Genomic DNA, 18,941 nt, shown 5'->3' on the forward strand with positions numbered 1-18,941 from the left:
CGTCGATTAACGCGATACCGGATCGACGATCGATTGGTACATGCGCAGGTTGAACGGGCCGCCGCTCGTCGTCAGCCGCAGGAACACGTTGTTCGTCACGGCCGTGTTGAGCCACTTCTCGCGGAAGCCTTGCAGATCGAAGTCGATCACCGTGAGGCCCGCTTGCGGCACCTTCGCGTAATCGGTCTGGTCGCCTGCCGCATCGCTTGGCGCGCCTTCCCAGATGATCACGCCCGAGTTGCGCACCTGCATTTTCGTGATCGTGCCGACCGCCTGGACATACGCCCACGTCACCGAGCCGTCCGTGATGGACGAACCGGTGCCGGTCGGGCCGCCCGACGACGCCGACGTGCCGGCCGCCGTCACGCGGTAGAGGTTGCCGCCATTCGACGCGAGCGCGCCGAGCGCGTAGGCGGTCGACGCCGCCCATGCGGGGCCGTAATTCGACTGGTGCAGGTACAGCTTCTTGATGATCGCGCCGGCCAGCCCCACCGCCAGCGGGATGTCGTTGTCCTGCGCGTTCGGGAACGCCAACGCCGCGTAGAGCTGCTTGAGCACCATCGGATTTTTCGATGGGTCGTTGAGCTGCGCGAACGCCTGCATGTTCGAACCGTTCGGCGCCGACGCGTTGACCGTGATTTCGAAGGTCAGGGTCTGCATGAGCGCCGAGCAGATCGCCGTGAGCAGCTCTTCACTGGTCTGCGCGCTCGCGCCCATCTTCGTGCTCGAGCTTTTCGCGTTCTTGCGCGTGAAGTCGAGCAGGATGAGTGTGGTCGGGTTGCTGCGCCCTTCGTACAGGTTTTCGGCCAGCAGATCCGGGCCCGTCACCGTGAAGAACGGCTTGCCGTTTATCTTGCCGACGATGTTGTCGATCTGCGAGATCACGAGGCCGTTGAGCAGGTTGATTTTCACCCGCTCGTAGGTGGGGCCGATCGGCATCGTGAGGATGGCGGTCTGTCCCGGCGCGATATTCTGGAAATTTACAAGCTGCTCTTTGCGCATGGCGATTCCTTGGGTGTTGTGGGGAGTCCCGCGCGCGGGTTACTGGCCGCCCGGCAGATACGTGCCGACGACCGGGATCGCGAACACGTTTTTCTGGATAAAGGCGACGACGGCGAACGTTGCGAGCGTCGCCAAAGCAGCATGCAGATGAGCCTTGTTCATTTGGGCCTCAGGGAGTGATCGACGAGGTGCTCGTCAGGTTGTTCTCGGTGGCCCAAATCGTGTTTCCGTCGACCAGCTTCTTGAACGCCGGCACCTTCGAAATGATGTATGCGGCGACGAGCACGCCGACCGTCGTCGCGATGATTTCTTGCGACAGGCGGTAGCGGGTAGGCAGGTAAGACGGTTCAGACACGTGGAGCCCGTACGAGTGGGATGAGCCCGCAGGTTCCAAAAAAAATCGCCGCGAGTCCAAGTCGGGGAATCGCGGCGATTCGCGGGAATTTGCGGCCCGCGTGTCTGTGGGAAATTTCAGCGTTTTGGCGGAGAAACAACGCCGGTCGTGTTGGTGCCGGACATTTTCTGTCGGTGGACGTAGTGGAATTGCGGCAGGTCGAGCAGCTCTTTCGGGTTCGATATCAGCATCACGTCGGCCATGGCGACCGCATCGTTTTTGTAGCCGACGCGGTAACACCGCAGCTCCGTGCAGTTCCCGAAAAAATCCTTGTCGACATGCGCCGGCCGCTGGCTGGTGCCGATGATCGTCAGCCCCTTGTGGCGTCCGGCGGTGGACAGCTTCTTCCATGCCGGCGGCGCCCAGCTCGCCATGGTCACATTCGACAGTTCCTCGACCACGACCAGCCAGCCGGCGAGCTGCCACACGACGCGACAGAACCGGTCGAACTGCTCTTTCAGCTCTTTCGGCTTCTCGGACGGGATGAACACGAGCCGCGTCTCCCCTGCCTTGATCGCGGCCACGAGCGCGGCGATCGTGTCGACCTTCCGGCCGCCGATCACCGCCGCGTAGTCGTCCGTTTCCTCCAGCGGCGACCAGATCACCATCGGCCGGCGCTTCGACTGCCGACGTAGGTAATCCTTCACGTAGATGCCCTTCCCCATGCTGGAGGCACCCACCACGCCGATGATGTCCGCGCTGTTGTGGATGCCGGCCGTCATTGCATGAACGTGTCGCGTGCCAGCGCGTTATCGATCGCCGCGCCCATGTTCGGAGTCGGCCCGCGCTGCTGTTTCGCCGCCGCCGGTTCGCCTGGAGGCGCAGCCGGCATCGACGGCGTAACGTCGGCGGCCGGCGCGCCGGCCGCGAGCCGCCGGCCGCGCTCGACCCGCTCGACGGCGAGCCGCTCGCGCTCCAGCTTCACGAACTGCGCCGTGCCGATCGCGACCGGCAGCGCCGCGACGCCGACGCCGAGCAGCGGATGACCGAGCAGCCGCCCCGCCCCTCCCCACCCGTAATGCGCATCAGCGCGCGCGAGCGCCGCGCCTAGGTTGTCCATCCGTTCCGGCGTCCATACGGGCTTGAGCCCGTCGAACGCGGCCGTGATGATGTCCGCGCCGTGCCGGCATGCCTCCTGCCAACCCTGCACGAGATCGCCCATCACCGCATCGGCTTCCGCCTGGGCGGCGGCCGCCGCCTTCGCCGCGATCTCTTCGTTCGCGTCGATTTCCTCCTGCGCGATCGCCGCGAGCGGGTCGACCTGCGCGCCGTCGAGCGTCGAATCGGCGCGCTTGTCCGGCACCTCAAACGATACCGGGTCAGTGATTTTTGCCATGGTCATACGTTCCAGAAGCCGGCACGCCGAGGCGTGCGCGGCGGGTTGCTGGGTTGCGGCGGTTCCGGCGATTTGCCGGGATTCGCCGCAGGTTCCGGCGCCGGGTTTGCCGGTGCATCTTCGGGCGCATCGAACGGCCGGACCTTCGCGCGCAACAAACGATCCGCGCGCGTATGCTTCGTTTCCAGCTTCGCGCCGCACGCGGCACAGCGGTAATACGCCATGCCGTTCCGGTTCGCGGAGACGTCGACCTCGCGGTCGCAGAGGTGGCATTCAGCCTTTCCGAGATACGACATGGCGCCTCCCGTTACGCGGCCGGCTTCGTTTCGACCTGGGTGGCGCCCGTCACTGCGGCACCGGCCGCGTCGACGACGGCGGCCGCCGACTGCGCGACCGCGAAGCCGTTCGCGATCGCCTGTTCGAGCGCCGCGACGCGATCCTCCAGATGCGCGATGTACGCGTGTGCGGCCGTGATCGCGTCCGCCAGCGACGCGCGGTGCTCGCCGTTGTTGCGCAGCGCCTCGACGGCGTTCGATACAGCGTTCTTCAGTGCTTCCAACATGGTCTACCTCGCTTTGTGTGCGGCCGGAAACGGCCGGCCGCTCCCCGTTACAGCGCTTCGACCGCCTCGACGAGACGACGAACCGCCGCGATTTGCTTGCCCGCGACCGCGCGCTCCAGCGGCGACAGCGCGTCGAACATCGCGCGCAGTGCGCGCGCCTCCCGTCGAGCCGCATCCAATTTCGTCGCCCCGACCACTTCGGCTACCGCCGTTGCCGTTTTTCCATCTTCAACAGGCAACGGCGCCCCCGTACCGCTCAAAATTTTCATATTCCGAAATCCAATCTGATATTCCGTCCGTATCGGCAGCAACGCCGCGCGTACAGTTATTGACACGAGTCCAAGCGCGGGCGATGCCCGCGTGAACACCCCCGCTCACTCGACGGGAGACGATCTCCCATGCGTGACGGACGCTTTCCACCAGCACCTCAACCAGCTTGCGGCGATCCGCCACGATGCCGTCGCGGTACGTGATCCAGCCCATCGCGCGCACGCCCTTCACGACCTGACCGACCGGCTCACCATAGCGGCCCTCGCGCGAGTCCCACTCTTTCGCGAGTTGTATTGGACGGGCCTCGCGCGGCGCATATATGCCGCCGTTCGCCTGTATGAACTCAGCCCACGATGCCGGCTTTGCCTCGCCTTCCGCACCCGCCACTTTGTTGACCGCGCGGTGCGCTGCCTCCAACGCATCTGGAGCGCCCGCAGGAAGCTCGGCAACCCGGCGCAGCTCGCGCCAAACAGTGACCGGAGGGCCACCAACCTGCTGAAACTGACGAATTCGCCACGTCGACGCCCATGCCTCGACGCGCGCCGACGATTCAAGCGCTGGATTTCCATACAGGTCGTCCCCCACGGCATAGCCGTCGATGTTTTTCGAAACGTACTTCGCGACATAGCCGGCCGCACTGCCCTTGCTCCAGTCGATCGGCTCGAAGTCCGCGCGGTGCGCCTTGGCGCCGCGCTCGTCAGGCGAGTCTTGCAGCGCGTAGCGGCGCACGATCGCGCACACGCGCGGGAGCGCCGCGCGACGCACGTCGCCGCGCCAGCCCGGCGCGAAGAAAACGAGCACGTGCCAATGAGGCGTGCCGTCGTGATTCGGCTCGGCAATGCGGAAGCCGTACCAGCGCACGCCGGCCCGGGCGAGCGCCGCGCGCAGTCGCGCGAACATGCGCGCCAGATACGCTTGCGCTTCGTTCGGCTTCGTGCCGTCGTACAGCGGGTTCGCGCGGGCCTTGCCGCCTGCCTTGCGCCACTTGTGCATCCGCGACGGGCACGTGACCGTGAAGAACAGGCCGACGTGCCGCATGTCGCGCGCGATTTGCTCGAAGCCCGAGATACGCGTCATCAGCTCGCCGCGGCGGATCGCCTTGTTCGCGACGCCGCGTGCGGCCAGCTCCGCGAGCGTGAACTCGTCGCCCTCTTCGTTCCTGGCGATGGTCTGTTCCAGCATCGCGGCATTGCGCTTGCGCTGCTGCGTGCGGCGGTCGAGCGATTCGTCGCTCACGTACATGTCGCGCGCCGCGTTGACGTAGCCGAGCGCGATCGCCGCGGCCTCGACGTGCCGCGCGTGCATGCGCCGCAGCGCGCGACGCCACCAGAGCGCGTCCGTCATGCGCTTGCACGCCGGCACGTCGCGCACGCCCTTGATCTCTCCCGTGCGCTCGTCGACGCGCTCGTCGGCCGGCGCGTCGCATTGGTGCGCCTCGACGACGCGCGTCATCGCCTCGCGCGCCGCGCGCGGATCGTGGTACAGCTCGGCCAGCGCCGCGCACTCGGCCGCGAGCACGCTCGCGCGCTCGCAGATCACGCCGTCGTTCGCGCCGAGCGGCAGGCGCACGGCGTCAAGCTGCTGGGTGAGGGAAAGCAGGAAGAGATTCGACTCGCGCCGCGCGTCCGGCGCGCTGCTGGCGCGCTGCTCGTCGTACTGGCCGAGGATGCGGGCGCGCCAGCGCGGCGGGAGCCCCGCGACGCGCTGCGCGCTCCATTCCTCATCGGACGACATGCGAGCGAGCGGCATCAGCGGGTATGCCTCCAGTTGCCGTACGCGAGAACCGGCGTCTCGCCGGTTGCATGCTCGCCCTTCCCCGGGCCCGGATAGACGCAGTGCCAGCGGCCGCCGTCGATCGTGATGTGCGGCTTGCAATGCATGCTCGACCGGCCGAGCGCCTTGACGCGCGCGAAGCGCAGAATCTCGACGCGCAGCGCATCAGCCCTGACCTTGACCGGGATCATCACCGCCCCCGGCCTGCGCGGCGGTCGCGCAACAGGCGGTAGATGCGCTCCAGCGCCGCGTCGCCGGTCGGCGTCGCGCGAATGTGCGCCACGGAACGCGGCCGACCGAACGGTCGCGCGCCCACGCTGCCCGGCAGGAAATGCACGTCCTCGCCCTCGCGCACGTCCTCTACGCGATAGCCGATATCACCGAACGCTGTCGACGTGCTCATGGTCACGCCCCGAGCCAGTGAAAGAACGCGTCGACGGCGCGCGCGATGCGCGAGCGGCGACGGTAGTACGGGCCTTGAAGCGTGAAGCCGCCCAAGCTGGACGGATGAATTTGTAACCGAGTCTTTCGCATGACCGAACCCCCGATGAACCCGAGAAGAGGGAAACAACCGTCGCGGGGGCTTGCTGTACGGGCAAGCTAGGTGGGTTCAGTTCCTGTTTCCCCGCGACGTGCTGGCGAATATACGTCAACGATTGGATACGCGTCAACGCCCAGACACCGTTGTCGGGCGTTGACAGGTCGTATAGGCTTGCCCTGTAGGGTTCACTAAGGGTTCGATCATGAAATTCGGCGTCGCCGCCCTCGCCTTCGCGGCTTTCTGCGGCACGGCATCGGCCAGCACGATGAGCGACTATTCATCGGCCGTCCGATGGATTTCTAGTTCGCACAAATATCTCTTTTCCGGTTCCTGCTCTATTTCCTTTGGGACTACCGGAGTTAGCCTCGATAAACCCCTGCTTTATGTTTTGTCATGCAGTGGATTTAAAGAGACTGAGATATACGTATGGCCCCGAACCAAGCTGGCAAGCCTTTCCAACGGCGATCAGCGCGTTATTCCTGCGCGCGTTTTGGATACGGACAGCCGGCATGTTTCGATTTTCACGGCCGAAGGTGAAACCCTCACTTTTGAAACTTGCGGTTCTAGATGTTGAGGGGTCGGTTATGAAAACTACGGTCGAATATCTTGATGCCGTTAAGCAGAAATTAGGCATCGAATCTGATTATGCCGCCGCGAAGGCGTTGAGCATGACGCGTGCCGGGATCAGTAAGTACCGTCTCGGCCGCACTTACTTCGACGACATGACGGCCGTCCGGGTTGCGACCATCCTCGATCTCGACCCGATGGAAGTGATCTCCGCAGCGAACGCGGAGCGTGCGCGCGATGACTCGGCGCGCGAATTCTGGGAGAACGTCTGGGGAAAAGTGACTGGGGCCACCGTCGCGACCGCGATGGCAGTTGGTCTAGCGGCGGCCCCTTCCGTTGCTGAAGCCGCAACAATCCAGCCGATAGTTTCCAGTCTTCACGTTATGTAAAATAGAATAATTGCGAGCAGGATCTGCCGAACGAAGCATGAAGGCACGCTCGCAGCACCGCAAGCAAGGTTTGGGTTTGATTTCAGGACGCCGATTTTTAGCTTTCGTTATACTTTCCGTCTGCCGTGCGATAGACCATACGCACGGGGAACTCGACACGTCCGAGAAATTATGAAAATCCAAAAAATATCCGTTTACACCGCTACTTTGCTTGCCATCGCCGCCTTAAACGCGTGCGGAAAATCAGATTCCCCGCCTTTGCCGGCAGCGTCGCCTGCATCGTCATCAGATGTGCAGCCCGACGCCGCATCGTCCAAGAAAGCTGCAGATTCAGGCTCCGAAGGGGTTGCCGAGCCTGTTGCGACGCTCGGCATCACTGTAGACGAATACGTGAAGAGTTTTGACGACCTCATGATGCGGACCGATAGTCCGTTCAGGGCGAACTTCAGAACAAAAACTAACGATGACAAGTCGGCCGGGTTAGCGGCTTCGCTGAACGATCATCTGACGATCATGGTAACGGTCGACAAGAAGTCTCAGAAAATTACGAATTTACTATTTCTTGGAACTGGCGACGGAACATCCAAATCAGGTGCCGACGTCGCTGTTATCGGCATTGCGGCTCTGGCTTCAATATTTCCCGATGCAAAAACTGCACAAGTTGGCCCAATGGTTGTTCGTTTGATGCAGGAGTATCAGGACGGTGACAGCGAGCCAGCATCTCATATCGTCAATGGAATTCGGCTCTCCCATAGCCGGAGCGCCGAGACTGGCGCGTTGTTTGCGGCATCACCAATTTGACATGAAAAGTTAGACCTCCCCTCCCCGCTGCAGCGGGGATTTTTACGTATCGAATCGTGAATCGGCGTGGTAAGATAACAAAAGGGCCGATCAGTCAGCAACTCATTCCGTGCAATGTATCGTGTGATCTGGAGTTTATCTAAATCCAGGATCTAATTAACGATTCAACCACGTTAGCACTTTTTTCAGGAAGTGCGCATACTATGACGAGTTCATTTTTATCATCGCTGGTTTCTATCCAGTGATTTTCGATTTCGTCGTCAATGTGATCATGAATTATCTTTATTGATCTGTTTCCTGCCTTGATTTTGGCTGAAAATATTGGATTGGCATCCATGAATTTTTCGCCATTGGAAAATGTTGTATTGTAGAGAGGGGTGACCCAGTCCTTCTCTGAAAGCCCTTTATCCAACATGATTTTTTTGAACAATTCCAACCAGTAATCCTCAAGCCTGGAGTAGACCTGTTCGTCGTCCAGATACGCATAAAATCTAGATGTTTTTTTGCGCTTAGTCATCTTGACACACACCTCCAGTTTTTTCTTCTTCCTCTGGGATGAACGCCTTTCCGGCGTTAACTTCTATGTCCACACGTTCGTGTTTGGTATCCTTCACTTGAAACGTCTTGCTTACGGGCGCGTCTACACCGCCGGCGCGCTCCGCATTCTTGATAAATTTCCGTGCACGTCTAAATTCATTTTCCCTAATTTTTCTATCGCTTTTGCTTAAGCTCGCCTCAAGGTCATTCAATCCTTCCAGTGCGGCATTCGCGGTAATGGGCGTGTCTTGGGCCCATGAAAAAGATTTCTCTAGATTATCACCTTGCGCTTGAATTCGGCCTCGGTGTTCAGTCAGCCCCAGGGGATCAATCCAGCCTAGCGAATTGACTAGAAATTGATAAAGATTGAGGTTTCCGGCTAAACCGATGCGATCCTTGCTGATGAAGCTGCTGTTGTGTGAGTCATAGTATCGATGTCTGTTGTAGTGAAGACCAGATTCTGCATCGTAATATTGCCCCTGGAATCGAATGGGTTGGTAAAAATCTGTTCGATTCTCAACGAGTTTAATGTCGCCAGGAGGTGTGTAATTAACCTCCCACACGACGGCACCAATCGAATCAATAACCCGTACCGGGAAGCCATTGGGATCAGTGCAGAAGTAATACTGCGATGAGCCGCCATGCTCTAACAGTGCAGGTGCGGCAGTCACGTATGGATGCTGTATGGTGACTAGAGGCACTAAACTTTGTGGATAGTACACCCATTCACGGACTTCGCGATTTTCCTGTGTCGACTCGGGGTATTCAGTGGTCAAACCCTCCACGTTTCCAGATGAATCTTCCGCCGAGTGTAGGGGTCCCGAGGTTTGCGATGGCTGCATATCAATCGATCCATTGCCATTACGGACCTCGCTAACCAGCATATTACCGTCCCAAAAAAAGCTGCTGGTACGGTATAGCGTTGTCCAACCGGACTCAGTCGCCTTCCGTGGATTGATGTTGCGGCGAATCTCGGTGATTTTCTTCGTGCGCCGACGGAGCGCATCGTATCCGTATCGGGTTCGAATGTTCACCGTGCCCGATCTGCTCATGAGTGCCGACGTCTGACACACGCGTGTTGTCCGCGATTCGACTAGCAGGCCGTCTCCATCCCACAGCAACGTCAGATCTTGCTGCTGATCCTGCCGACGTATCAGATTGCCGATACTGTCGAAACCGTAATAGCAACCGTCATGTTCGCCTTCTCGGATCCATGCAGCGACCTGCGATACTTCATCAAATCTACTGCTATGGCCGTGTCGACGAATTCGTGTACTCAGCAGATCACCCGTCGGGTCGTATCGGAATCGATGCAACTTGTTGGTCGGATCGAGATGCCCGGTTAGCCTACCCACCAAATCGTACTGATAGCGTTCAATGCCCAGGCGGGAGTCACGCTTTTCGAGCAGTTCGCCGTTGGCATCATATGTGTATTCACTGGAGAACATCGGGCCGGTACCGAAAAACAGGGCTTGCGTTGCCGGCAAACCCTCTGACGTATATGACAACTCTCGCCGCAACGCTGCACCAAGGTGCTCAACGCGAATTTGCCCGACAGCATCTCGCTCAAGATTGACCGGCGGCGCACTGTCGATCCGGATCGACGTCACAGCGTCGAGGACGTTGTACTCGTAGAACACCACATGATCCACGACCCCGTCGCTGGAAACGAGCTGGGTTCTGCGTTCCGTCCGGTTACCCGCCGCGTCATACATGCTGGCAATCACGAATTCATTGCCCTGTTTTTCTTCGACGACTCTACCCGCAGAGTCGTACCTTAGTTCGATTCTGCATTCGGGATTTTCGGCGACAACTAGGTTACCGCTTCGATCGTATGAGAAGGTCTCGGTTCGGGTCCCCTCCGGCCGTTGCGGATCCGGCACATGCTTTTTGACGACACGGCCGAGCGGGTCCGATTCATAGTTCACTACCTGACCGAGAGCATTGATGCTGCGCAGTAGGTCGCCCGCAGCACCATACTCGTAGCGGCACGGTTGCTCCCAGTAATCTATCTCTTCGACGATCCGGCCTAATGCATCACGATTCAGCTGATACAGCTCGCCGCGCTCATTGACAACGCCAACCAGTTTTTCTTCGGTATTGTACCGATACTCGACTGTGCTACCGTCCGGCGCCAGCCGCCTGGTGACTTGTCCCAACGGTGAATATTCGAGTTGAGTGATCTGGCCGTTCGGATCGCGGCAGCTCACCATATTCCCATCGGCGTCGTAATTGCAGAAGGTTTCTCGCCCTCCCGGTTCACTTACTCGCGTCAGGTTTCCATTGCGATCGTATTCGTAACGACTTACCTGGCCTAGGGCGTTGATAACCTGGATGAGGTTGGCCCGGGCATCATAGGTGTACTGTCTGCCATGGTTGAGTGCATCTATTACCTGCGTGAGATTGCCATCGTAATCGTAGCCGAAGCGCGTGACAGCACCTCGGGGGTTCGTGTAGGACACAATCTGACCATACGTGTCGTAGTCGTATTTTGAACTCGCCTGTGCTGGCGTTGTTTGGTCGAGGAGATTCCCGCGTTCGTCCCACGTATATCGCCAGACTCCGTCATTCGGATCCGTCATGCATATAAGCCGGTGGTCAGAGTCGTACTGCGCGCGCACGATGCTCCCGTCCGGTAGTGTCAGTGTCAGCAGATTTCCGAACGCGTCGTACATCCAGGTAGAGGTACGGCCAACAGGATCGATCTTGGCGTTCGCCCGCCCCAGCATGTCGTACCGGTAACTCGTTATGCCTCCCAGCGGATCAATTTGGGCTACCGGCATGCCTCGTTCATTGGCGTAGAGGATAGTCGTGTGCCCCAGCGAATCGGTGATTCGTGTTTCCCAATGTTCAATGTCGTAGATGAACCGGTAATCGAAAAGTCCGTTGTCACCCCACGCATGATTGACTCGCCACCTGTCGTCGTTGTGTCTCAAGTAGCTGTAGTGGAAAGACACCCCTCTCGCGCTCGTGTGTCGCACCATACCGCAGCCGTCTGCGTACGCGAAACGGCGCGGCTGGCTCATTGCATCCAGCACGGCAGTCAAATTCCCGTTCCGGTCGTGCTCGTACTGAACAAGAGGATGTGCAATTCCGTCCTGATCGATTAGTGTTAGCTTCGTGAGCAGATTCGCTGCCCCTGCAATTAGGCCATGTTGGCTTGTCTCGCATTCGATTTTGCGCCCGGTCGTCACGTTGCCTTTCCATTCGACCAGGCACGCAAGACTGCCGTCAGTTCGACGCTTGAATGCCCACGCATTGTTGATTAGGTTAGCTATCCGTTCAACAGGTAGCACCAACGTGGCATCGTCAGAGAGCGCGGCGACAGCGTGCTGCCAGGGAGTGAGTAACGGGAATTCATACTCGATCCCCGCACGAGTTCGGAGAATCAACCTATCGTTCCGTTGATACAGGACGTGTCCGTTCTGCCAGTCATATACCCGTGCAGACCACCCGGCTGCATCCGGCATCGTATCGAATGCCGTCGCGTGATCTGGAAAGTACGCCAACACGCCTACCTCATCGTCATGCCGCATCAGTTCAAGACGGATGTCGGCAGGGGTCTGCCAGCCAGCGCCGACAGCGCCATGGTATTGGTTCTGACTCGAGTATTGCCGTTCCCAATTGAGCGGCAAACGCCCAAAAACCGTGAAATCCCTTTGCTGAACAACAACGTCCCCCATCATCGCATCCACTGGCTCTGCCCTCAACACATTGCACCGCAGGAACCCTGATTTCAAATGCAGCTTGTCCGCCAGCGCCTTCGCCCACTTCGATCCCTGAAACGCCTTGAACAACCCCTTCGCCGCCGCAGCCATGTTCATTATCGGCGGCCCGCCCACTAGCACCGGCCGCCCTGCCGGAATCGGCAGCATCACCGAACTCGGCATCGACGGATAAGTCCGATCCGTATGCGCGCTGTTATGCGGGGGCGGCTCCATCCCGATCGACCAGCAACTCAACGCTTCCAGCGCCATGTACGACATCGGATCGTTGTTGGCGAGCACCGTCTTGCTGCCCATGAACGATTCCCCGTCGTTCGACGGTTCAACCTCCTCGGGCGGAGGCGCGAACGATTCCCCGAGCGGAAAATGCAACCCGGGAACGTGATACGCATGCGTGCCCGCGGTGGCCCGCATCATCCCGTTCACAAAAATCGGCCTGCCGCTGCTGCCACCCGATCCGACGTTCGAGCCAAGGTCGTCACTGATGCGGTTCTTGATTTTGTCGGCCTCGTTCGCCAGTTTCATCCCCTCCGCGACCGTGGGATCGTCCTTGACGTCCGGAAACTTGCCGCCACCCATCAAATCATTGAGCTGCTTATTGACCTGCTGGTTCGCCTCATCGGCCAGGTGTTCCAGCTTCTTCACCTCTTCGGGATGATCCTCGACGTATTCGGTCACCTTCTCCTGCGCGATCATCGTCGCAATGCAGCCGACCACGGCTTTTGCGGCCTGGATGTACTCGCGCTTATCGAGCATGAACCCGACATGAGGATGCGGCAGGAACACCGGCGGTGTACCCGGCGTGACCAGTACCGAATGAACGTCCACGCCAACAACGGGATCGAGATGTTTGACGGCTAGCAGCGCCACGGTTTCGGCCTCCGCTCAGCGCCCACCGCGCAACGCAGCGACCTTCTCGCTCAACGCGTTGCGCCGCCGGTCCTGTACACCCAGCTGCGACACCATCCACTCGACAACCATCGGCAGGTTGCTGTTTGCCCGCATCGGCTCGTCGATCATCAATCCCGCATCGAGCGCATTGAACCCGGCTTCCAGCGCATGCTCGCGCTCCCCTGCCCGTTCCCAGCACACCGCGCTCATCCGCCAGGCCTCGACCGTCATCAACCCGTCCTTCGCCGCCGTAGTCGACGCCGCCGCGCGCTCGTAGCAATAAGCCGAGTGAGCATAATCCTTGTGCGTGAGATGTACGCTCGCCTCGCCGAACAACCCGTTCGCCACGAGCTTGTGCCCCGCCGGATGCCCGGCCTCGACGGCTCGCAGGCCGCTGCTGGCTGCGCTTTGGTAAGCCGCGACCGCTCGTTCCCGATCGCGCCATTTCAGGTACGCGGCCCCCGAAATCAGGTGCACGACAACGCATTGGTCGAACCACTGCTCGCGCTCAGCCACCCTCAGCGCCGCCGCACGCAGTTCCTCCAGACGAGAAGGATTACCGCCCTCGATCATCTCGGTCAACATCACGAAATGCCGTCGAAACTCACCGCTCGGCCCGCGCTCGCCCGATTCCGCCAGCAGTTCACGCGGCACGCTCGCCATCGAATACTTGCCGTGCACAACGCGAACCGTAGCGCGATGCCGTTGCATCAACGCAGCAAACGGCGCGATGTCGATACGCGGCACGACAAAGCGCACGCGCTCGGCAAGCTGCGGCGCGACCGCAATGATCGACAGCAAATCGTCCATCCATCGCACCCACGCCGAGTCATCCCGTACTTTCACCGGTTCCAGCACGAACACCATTGCCGGAAAAATATCCGGATGGTGCTGCATCAGGCTGTCGGTCACCGCGAACAGATAGAGCACGGGATTCTTGCCGTCGTCGTACGGCACCTGCCAATCCGCACGTATGCCCTGCGCATTGGATGCCTCCCGCCGGCTGTTGTAGAATGCAATGAGCTCGTCGGTCAGCGCCTTCGCATAACCCGATTCGTTGACGAACGACGCCCGCATTGTCCTGACCGCGCACGACGTCTCGTCCTGGACCTGGAAATACAACCGCACGAGCTCCGCATCCCTCTCGTCGGTCTGCCAGACCATCAACCGCGCGGCTTTGTCCTTCGCGAAACTCATCCAGTCCGTATGCGCATCCATGAACCTGCGCTCCACCGGATTGGTCGGCTGCCAGTTCTGCATTCGTGTTGACCTCTGTCACGGATTCAGTTTCAGGACGGCGCCTTCGACCGTGTGCTCCGCGGTCGCCGACGACGTCACGGTCTTACCGTTCACGCTGTGCGTATTCGTGCCGGTCGATGCGACATTGACGCCCTGGATCGTTATCGTGCCGTCGCTCTTCATCACGATGCTGGACATCCCGCAGACGAGCGAAAGCTGGTCGCCGGCGTTGACGATCACCTGATGCTGCACGTTCGTCGTATGGTTCGCACCGACGTTGACGGTATGTTCGCCGCCGACCGTGTGCGTATGTGCGTTCGCGATCGTCGACGTGCGCGCGCCGATCTCTTCGGTATGCGCCGAAGCGACCAGCGTCTTCATGTCCTGCGATGTCGTTTGATAAAGCTGTCCGACGTTCAGCGTCTTGCCTTCTCCGATCGTTTCCGTCTTGCCCTTCGCAACTGTCTCGCTGTGAATGCCGCCTATGGTCGCGTCGCGATTCGCGGCGATCGACACGGTTTCGTTCTTCCCGACCGTTCGCGTTCGATTCCCGCCCACCCCATGCGTCTCATTCGCCCCAATCTGCGCCACCCTGTTCTGCCCGATATTCACCGTCTCGTTCTGCCCCACACTCCGTTGCCGGTTGTTCTTCACCTGCATCGTCTCGTCGTTCCCGACCGTATGCGTATGGTTGTTCCCGACGGAAAGCGAATGATCGAGTTCCGTCTCCGCATCGAAATTCCGTTCCGCGTGCATCCACAGCTGCTCGGCGCCCTTCTTGTCCTCGAACCGGAACGCATTCGCGTGCTCGGTCGTCCCGCCCGGTGACGACCGTGACAGCAACCCGCTCTGCGTCGCACTCCCCGGCAGCCCCCACGGCGGCATCTTCTCGCCGTTGTAAACCCGCCCGGTGACGATCGGCTCATCCGGATCGCCATTCAGAAAATCGACAACCACCTCGTCGCCCACCCGCGGAATCTGCACGCCCCCGAACCCACCCCCGGCCCAAGGACTCGACACCCGCACCCAGCAAGACGAATCCTGATTGCTTTGCCCGTACCGATCCCAGCGGAACTGCAGCTTCACGCGCCCATACTGGTCGGTCCAGATTTCCTCCCCCGGCGGCCCGACCACAGTGGCCGTCTGCGGCCCGTTGGTCCGCGGCCGCGGCGTGTCGCGCGGCGACCGGTAAGGCAGGCTCGACGGTTGCACGAGCATCATCGTCTGATGCACGACGGCCTCCGCGCCCTGGTCGCTCGCGTACGCGTTCTCCTGAAACCGGTACTGGCACCGCACGATCAGGTACTCGCGGTTCTGGTCCGCACGCGGGCAATGTTCGAGCGTGAACAGATACCCGGGCGCGACACCGCGCACATCGGTATCGGCACTCGCCCGTTCATGTTCAGCCTGCTGTTCCTCGAGCCTTACGCGGCTGTAATGCGCACCGGGTGTATCGTCGTGATAGCCGCCCGGCCATTCGAACGACGCAAAGCTGTCGTGATCGTGACCGCGCGGATCGACCTTCTGCGACGAAAGATCCGCGCGCGGCTTCGTGTAGTCGTAGTCGGTGGTCTGGTGTCGGCCGACGCTCACTTCCTGCGCGGGTAGCCAGCCGTCGATATGTTCTTCGTCGGCGATCGCGGTGCGGTCGCGCGCGATGTACGGAATCGTCTCGTAGCCGGGCAGCACGGTGTGTGACGACATCGCGTCACCGAGCATCAGCGTATGCGTGTCCTCCGCATGCCGAAACCAGAAGTAGATCCCCTCGAACTCCATCAGCCGCGACACGAACGCGGCATCGGTCTCGTTGTACTGCACGCAGTACTCGCGCGGCACATACGATTCGGCGAGGTGGTTCTCGATCGGAAAGCCGTACGTCGACAGCACTTCCTGCACGATTTCCGGCACGGTCTTGTTCTGGAAGATCCGGCAATCCGAGCGGCGCGTCGCGAGCCATAGCCACGGACGCACGACCAGCTCGTAGCCGTAGTACCGCTCGGCTCGCCTGCCGGAAAGCGATGCGCGCGCAACGATCCCGTTCAGGTAGCGCGTCGACTGGTCCTGCAGTTCGATGCGAACCGTCACGGCCTTGCCGAGCATGTCCTTCAGCGACAGGCTGTGACTGTCGGCGAGCGCCTCGATCCGGAATTCGAACAGGCGGCCGAGTTCGTCGCTGCCGTCGAGCGTATGGAACTTGAGGTCGTCGCCGTGCGGGCTGTCGAGTGTGAATACGCGATTCAAGTCGTTGCCTCCTCGTCGAACCGATAGGCGAATTCGCCGTCGGCGGCGCTCAGCTCGATCGACGACAGCGTGCGGCCTTCGAGCGTGGCCTGCAGGATCGCGCGGCCGATGCGCGGCATCACGGTATGCGTGAGGATCGCGTCGACCATCCGGCCGCCGGATTCGATCGTCCGGCAGCGCTCGACGACCAGCGCGGTCGCCGCGTCGGTGCAGCGCAGCCGGATGCCGTGATGCGCGTCGATCCGTTGCTCGATCCGCCGCAACTGCAATGCGACGATCCGCGCGAGCGTCGCGTCGGTGAGCGGGTAGTACGGCACCACGGTCAACCGGCCGAGCAGCGCGGCGGGAAACACGTCGAGCAGCGGCGCGCGCAGGGCGTCGGCGAGCGTCTGCACGTCGGGCAGGCGCTCGGGATCGCGGCACAGCTGCATCACGCGATCGGCGCCGACGTTCGAGGTCAGCAAGATCACCGTATGCCGAAAATCGATGTCGCGCCCTTCGCCGTCCTCCATCCAGCCCTTGTCGAACACCTGGAAGAAGATCTCGTGCACGTCGCGGTGCGCCTTCTCGATCTCGTCGAGCAGCACGACGCTGTACGGGCGGCGGCGCACGGCCTCGGTGAGCACCCCGCCCTGCCCGTAGCCGACATAGCCGGGCGGCGCGCCCTTCAGCGTCGACACGGTATGCGCCTCCTGGAACTCGCTCATGTTGATCGTGATCGCGTTGTGCTCGCCGCCGTACAGCGTGTCGGCCAGCGCGAGCGCGGTTTCGGTCTTGCCGACGCCGGACGGCCCGCACAGCAGGAACACGCCGTGCGGCTTCTTCGGATCGTCCAGCCTGGCGCGCGCGGTCTGGATGCGCTCGGCGATCAGCTCGACCGCGTGCTTCTGGCCGACGACGCGTTCACCGAGCGTGTCGGCGAGCTTCAGCACGGCCTGCGTCTCGTCGCGCACCATCCGGCCGAGCGGAATGCCGGTCCAGTCGGCCACGACGGCCGCCACCGCGTGCGTGTCGACGGCGGGCAGCACGAGCGGCGCATCGCCCTGCACGTCGGCCAGCGCCTGCTGCGCGGTCGCGAGGTGCGCCTGGATATCGGCGCGCGTGGCGGCGTCGAGTTCGCGCGACGGATCGTCGTCGAGCAGCGCGGTGCGCGACTCGACGATCGCCGCCAATGCATTGCGTTCGGTTTGCCAGCGCACGTCGAGCTGGTCGAGTTCCGCCTGCGCGCCGGTAATATCTGACTCGATCGCATCGCGCCGCGCGGCGTCGCCGGTGCCGAGCGCGCACTCGCGCGCGATCCGCTCCTGCTCGACGCGCAGGCTGTCGATGCGGCGGCGCGCGTCCTCGATCGGCGCGGGCACCGCGTGCTGGCTGACGGCGACGCGCGCGCAGGCCGTATCGAGCAGGCTGATCGCCTTGTCCGGCAACTGCCGGGCGGGGATATACCGGTGCGACAGCGTGACGGCGGCCTGCAGTGCGTCGTCGAGCACGAGCACGCGGTGATGGGCTTCGAGCTTCGCGGCGAGGCCGCGCAGCATCGTCAGCGCGGCCGTCTCTTCCGGCTCGTGCACGTGGACGAGCTGGAAGCGCCGCGTCAGCGCGGGATCCTTCTCGATGTACTGCTTGTACTCGGACCACGTGGTTGCGCCGATCGTGCGCAGCAGGCCGCGCGCGAGCGCGGGCTTCAGCAGGTTCGCCGCGTCGCCGGTGCCGGCGGCCCCGCCCGCGCCGACGAGCGTATGCACTTCGTCGATGAACAGGATCGCCGGGCGCTCGGACGACATCGCTTCGTCGATCACGCCGCGCAGCCGGCTCTCGAATTCGCCCTTCACGCTCGCGCCGGCCTGCAGCAGCCCGATGTCGAGCAGGTACAGCGCGACGTCGCGCAGCGTCGGCGGCACGTCGCCCGCAGCGATCCGCAGCGCGAAGCCCTCCGCGACGGCCGTCTTGCCGACGCCGGCCTCGCCGACCAGCAGCGGGTTGTTCTGGCGGCGTCGCAGCAGGATGTCGACGATCTGGCGAATCTCGGCGTCACGCCCGACGACGGGATCGATCTCGCCGGCCCGTGCGCGGGCGGTCAGGTCGACGGCGAAGCGTGCGAGCGCCGAGCCTTCGGCGGCGGGCGTGCCTCGCATCGATGCGTCGCCGCCGAGGCCGGCCTGCGAAGAATGTGCGGCCGGTTGTGCCTCGGGCGATCCGTCGACGATCGATTCGAGTTCGTCGGCGAGCAGATCCGGCACGATGCGCTCGAATTCGCGCGTGATCGCCAGCAGTACGTTGCGCAACGGCGGCGTCTTCAGGATCGCGAGCAGCAGCACCGCGCCGCGAATGCGCGTCGCGTCGTACTTCAGCGTCGCGTAGACCCACGCGCGCTCGACCGCGTCGTCGATGTGCACGGACAGGTCCGACACCGAGCCCGCGCCGCGCGGCAGCCGGTCGAGCGCTGTGACCAGCGCGCGGTCGATCGGGGCCTCGTCGATGTCGAAGCGGCGCAGCACGCGCTGCAGGTCGCCGTCGGGCCGCTGCAGGATCTGCTTGAACCAGTGCGCGAGCTCGACGTACGGATTGCCGCGCAGCCGGCAGAAGCCGGTTGCCTGCTCGAGCGTCTCGTAGAGGAACGGATTCAGTTTTCCGAACAGGTTGACGCGGCCGATATCGGACATGACGGTTCCC

19 protein-coding genes are annotated in these 18,941 nt (G+C 61.8%); 3 read left to right on the forward strand and 16 right to left on the reverse strand.

Going from position 1 to position 18,941, the window contains the following annotated elements:
* Positions 1 to 6: 6 nt before the first annotated feature.
* From ACPTTC_RS25660 to ACPTTC_RS25710, 11 genes are all read right to left on the reverse strand, one after another.
* The gene (locus ACPTTC_RS25660) at positions 7 to 1,002 is read right to left on the reverse strand and encodes a major capsid protein P2 (RefSeq protein WP_423394447.1); all 996 of its coding nucleotides are present in this window, start codon (positions 1,000 to 1,002) and stop codon (positions 7 to 9) included.
* A gap of 39 nt (positions 1,003 to 1,041) precedes the next feature.
* Positions 1,042 to 1,164 (reverse strand): hypothetical protein, encoded by a 123-nt coding sequence (locus tag ACPTTC_RS25665; RefSeq protein ID WP_256858024.1) that lies wholly within the window; start codon positions 1,162 to 1,164, stop codon positions 1,042 to 1,044.
* A gap of 7 nt (positions 1,165 to 1,171) precedes the next feature.
* A complete protein-coding gene (locus ACPTTC_RS25670; protein WP_423394448.1) occupies positions 1,172 to 1,357 on the reverse strand; it encodes a hypothetical protein in 186 nt (61 codons plus the stop codon).
* 116 nt (positions 1,358 to 1,473) lie between these two features.
* Positions 1,474 to 2,118, reverse strand: coding sequence for a hypothetical protein (locus tag ACPTTC_RS25675; protein WP_423394449.1), 645 nt, complete (start codon positions 2,116 to 2,118; stop codon positions 1,474 to 1,476).
* Complete coding sequence (locus ACPTTC_RS25680; protein WP_423394450.1) at positions 2,115 to 2,732, reverse strand: hypothetical protein; 618 nt, start codon at positions 2,730 to 2,732, stop codon at positions 2,115 to 2,117. The genes ACPTTC_RS25675 and ACPTTC_RS25680 overlap by 4 nt, the downstream gene beginning before the upstream one ends.
* Positions 2,733 to 2,734: 2 nt before the next feature.
* On the reverse strand, positions 2,735 to 3,028 hold the full coding sequence (locus ACPTTC_RS25685; RefSeq protein ID WP_423394451.1) for a hypothetical protein: 294 nt from the start codon (positions 3,026 to 3,028) through the stop codon (positions 2,735 to 2,737).
* Between the two features lie 11 nt (positions 3,029 to 3,039).
* Entirely contained in the window at positions 3,040 to 3,294 is a 255-nt protein-coding gene (locus tag ACPTTC_RS25690) for a hypothetical protein (protein WP_199568769.1), read from the reverse strand.
* A gap of 47 nt (positions 3,295 to 3,341) precedes the next feature.
* Positions 3,342 to 3,563 (reverse strand): hypothetical protein, encoded by a 222-nt coding sequence (locus tag ACPTTC_RS25695; protein ID WP_423394452.1) that lies wholly within the window; start codon positions 3,561 to 3,563, stop codon positions 3,342 to 3,344.
* Positions 3,523 to 5,082: a replication endonuclease gene (locus ACPTTC_RS25700; RefSeq protein ID WP_423394453.1), complete on the reverse strand. Its 1,560-nt coding sequence runs from the start codon at positions 5,080 to 5,082 to the stop codon at positions 3,523 to 3,525. The genes ACPTTC_RS25695 and ACPTTC_RS25700 overlap by 41 nt, the downstream gene beginning before the upstream one ends.
* Before the next feature lie 230 nt (positions 5,083 to 5,312).
* Complete coding sequence (locus tag ACPTTC_RS25705) at positions 5,313 to 5,528, reverse strand: hypothetical protein (RefSeq protein ID WP_423394454.1); 216 nt, start codon at positions 5,526 to 5,528, stop codon at positions 5,313 to 5,315.
* On the reverse strand, positions 5,528 to 5,740 hold the full coding sequence (locus tag ACPTTC_RS25710) for a hypothetical protein (protein WP_077176938.1): 213 nt from the start codon (positions 5,738 to 5,740) through the stop codon (positions 5,528 to 5,530). The genes ACPTTC_RS25705 and ACPTTC_RS25710 overlap by 1 nt, the downstream gene beginning before the upstream one ends.
* 340 nt (positions 5,741 to 6,080) lie before the next feature.
* On the opposite strand from ACPTTC_RS25710, the gene ACPTTC_RS25715 reads away from it, so the two are divergent.
* The 3 genes from ACPTTC_RS25715 to ACPTTC_RS25725 all read left to right on the forward strand — a co-directional run bounded on the left by ACPTTC_RS25715 (position 6,081) and on the right by ACPTTC_RS25725 (position 7,635).
* The gene (locus tag ACPTTC_RS25715; RefSeq protein ID WP_143275452.1) at positions 6,081 to 6,452 is read left to right on the forward strand and encodes a hypothetical protein; all 372 of its coding nucleotides are present in this window, start codon (positions 6,081 to 6,083) and stop codon (positions 6,450 to 6,452) included.
* A gap of 10 nt (positions 6,453 to 6,462) precedes the next feature.
* Entirely contained in the window at positions 6,463 to 6,834 is a 372-nt protein-coding gene (locus ACPTTC_RS25720; protein WP_080501967.1) for a DUF3693 domain-containing protein, read from the forward strand.
* 171 nt (positions 6,835 to 7,005) lie between these two features.
* Positions 7,006 to 7,635, forward strand: coding sequence for a hypothetical protein (locus ACPTTC_RS25725; RefSeq protein ID WP_423394455.1), 630 nt, complete (start codon positions 7,006 to 7,008; stop codon positions 7,633 to 7,635).
* Positions 7,636 to 7,774: 139 nt separating this feature from the next.
* Here the strand turns inward: ACPTTC_RS25725 and ACPTTC_RS25730 are convergent, their stop codons facing one another.
* From ACPTTC_RS25730 to tssH, 5 genes are read right to left on the reverse strand one after another with little or no spacing between them, the layout of a single operon-like run.
* Positions 7,775 to 8,152: a hypothetical protein gene (locus ACPTTC_RS25730; protein ID WP_423394456.1), complete on the reverse strand. Its 378-nt coding sequence runs from the start codon at positions 8,150 to 8,152 to the stop codon at positions 7,775 to 7,777.
* Complete coding sequence (locus ACPTTC_RS25735) at positions 8,145 to 12,767, reverse strand: RHS repeat-associated core domain-containing protein (protein ID WP_423394457.1); 4,623 nt, start codon at positions 12,765 to 12,767, stop codon at positions 8,145 to 8,147. The genes ACPTTC_RS25730 and ACPTTC_RS25735 overlap by 8 nt, the downstream gene beginning before the upstream one ends.
* A gap of 15 nt (positions 12,768 to 12,782) precedes the next feature.
* Positions 12,783 to 14,048 carry a hypothetical protein gene (locus tag ACPTTC_RS25740; protein ID WP_423394458.1) on the reverse strand — a complete coding sequence of 422 codons (1,266 nt, stop codon included), beginning with the start codon at positions 14,046 to 14,048 and terminating at the stop codon, positions 12,783 to 12,785.
* 15 nt (positions 14,049 to 14,063) lie between these two features.
* Positions 14,064 to 16,268: a type VI secretion system tip protein TssI/VgrG gene (gene tssI, locus ACPTTC_RS25745; RefSeq protein WP_423394459.1), complete on the reverse strand. Its 2,205-nt coding sequence runs from the start codon at positions 16,266 to 16,268 to the stop codon at positions 14,064 to 14,066.
* A complete protein-coding gene (gene tssH / locus ACPTTC_RS25750; RefSeq protein ID WP_423394460.1) occupies positions 16,265 to 18,931 on the reverse strand; it encodes a type VI secretion system ATPase TssH in 2,667 nt (888 codons plus the stop codon). The genes tssI and tssH overlap by 4 nt, the downstream gene beginning before the upstream one ends.
* Positions 18,932 to 18,941: the final 10 nt, after the last annotated feature.

The sequence above is a fragment of the Burkholderia mycopellens genome, assembly GCF_964265025.1.
In the GTDB taxonomy this organism is placed as follows: Bacteria; Pseudomonadota; Gammaproteobacteria; order Burkholderiales; family Burkholderiaceae; genus Burkholderia.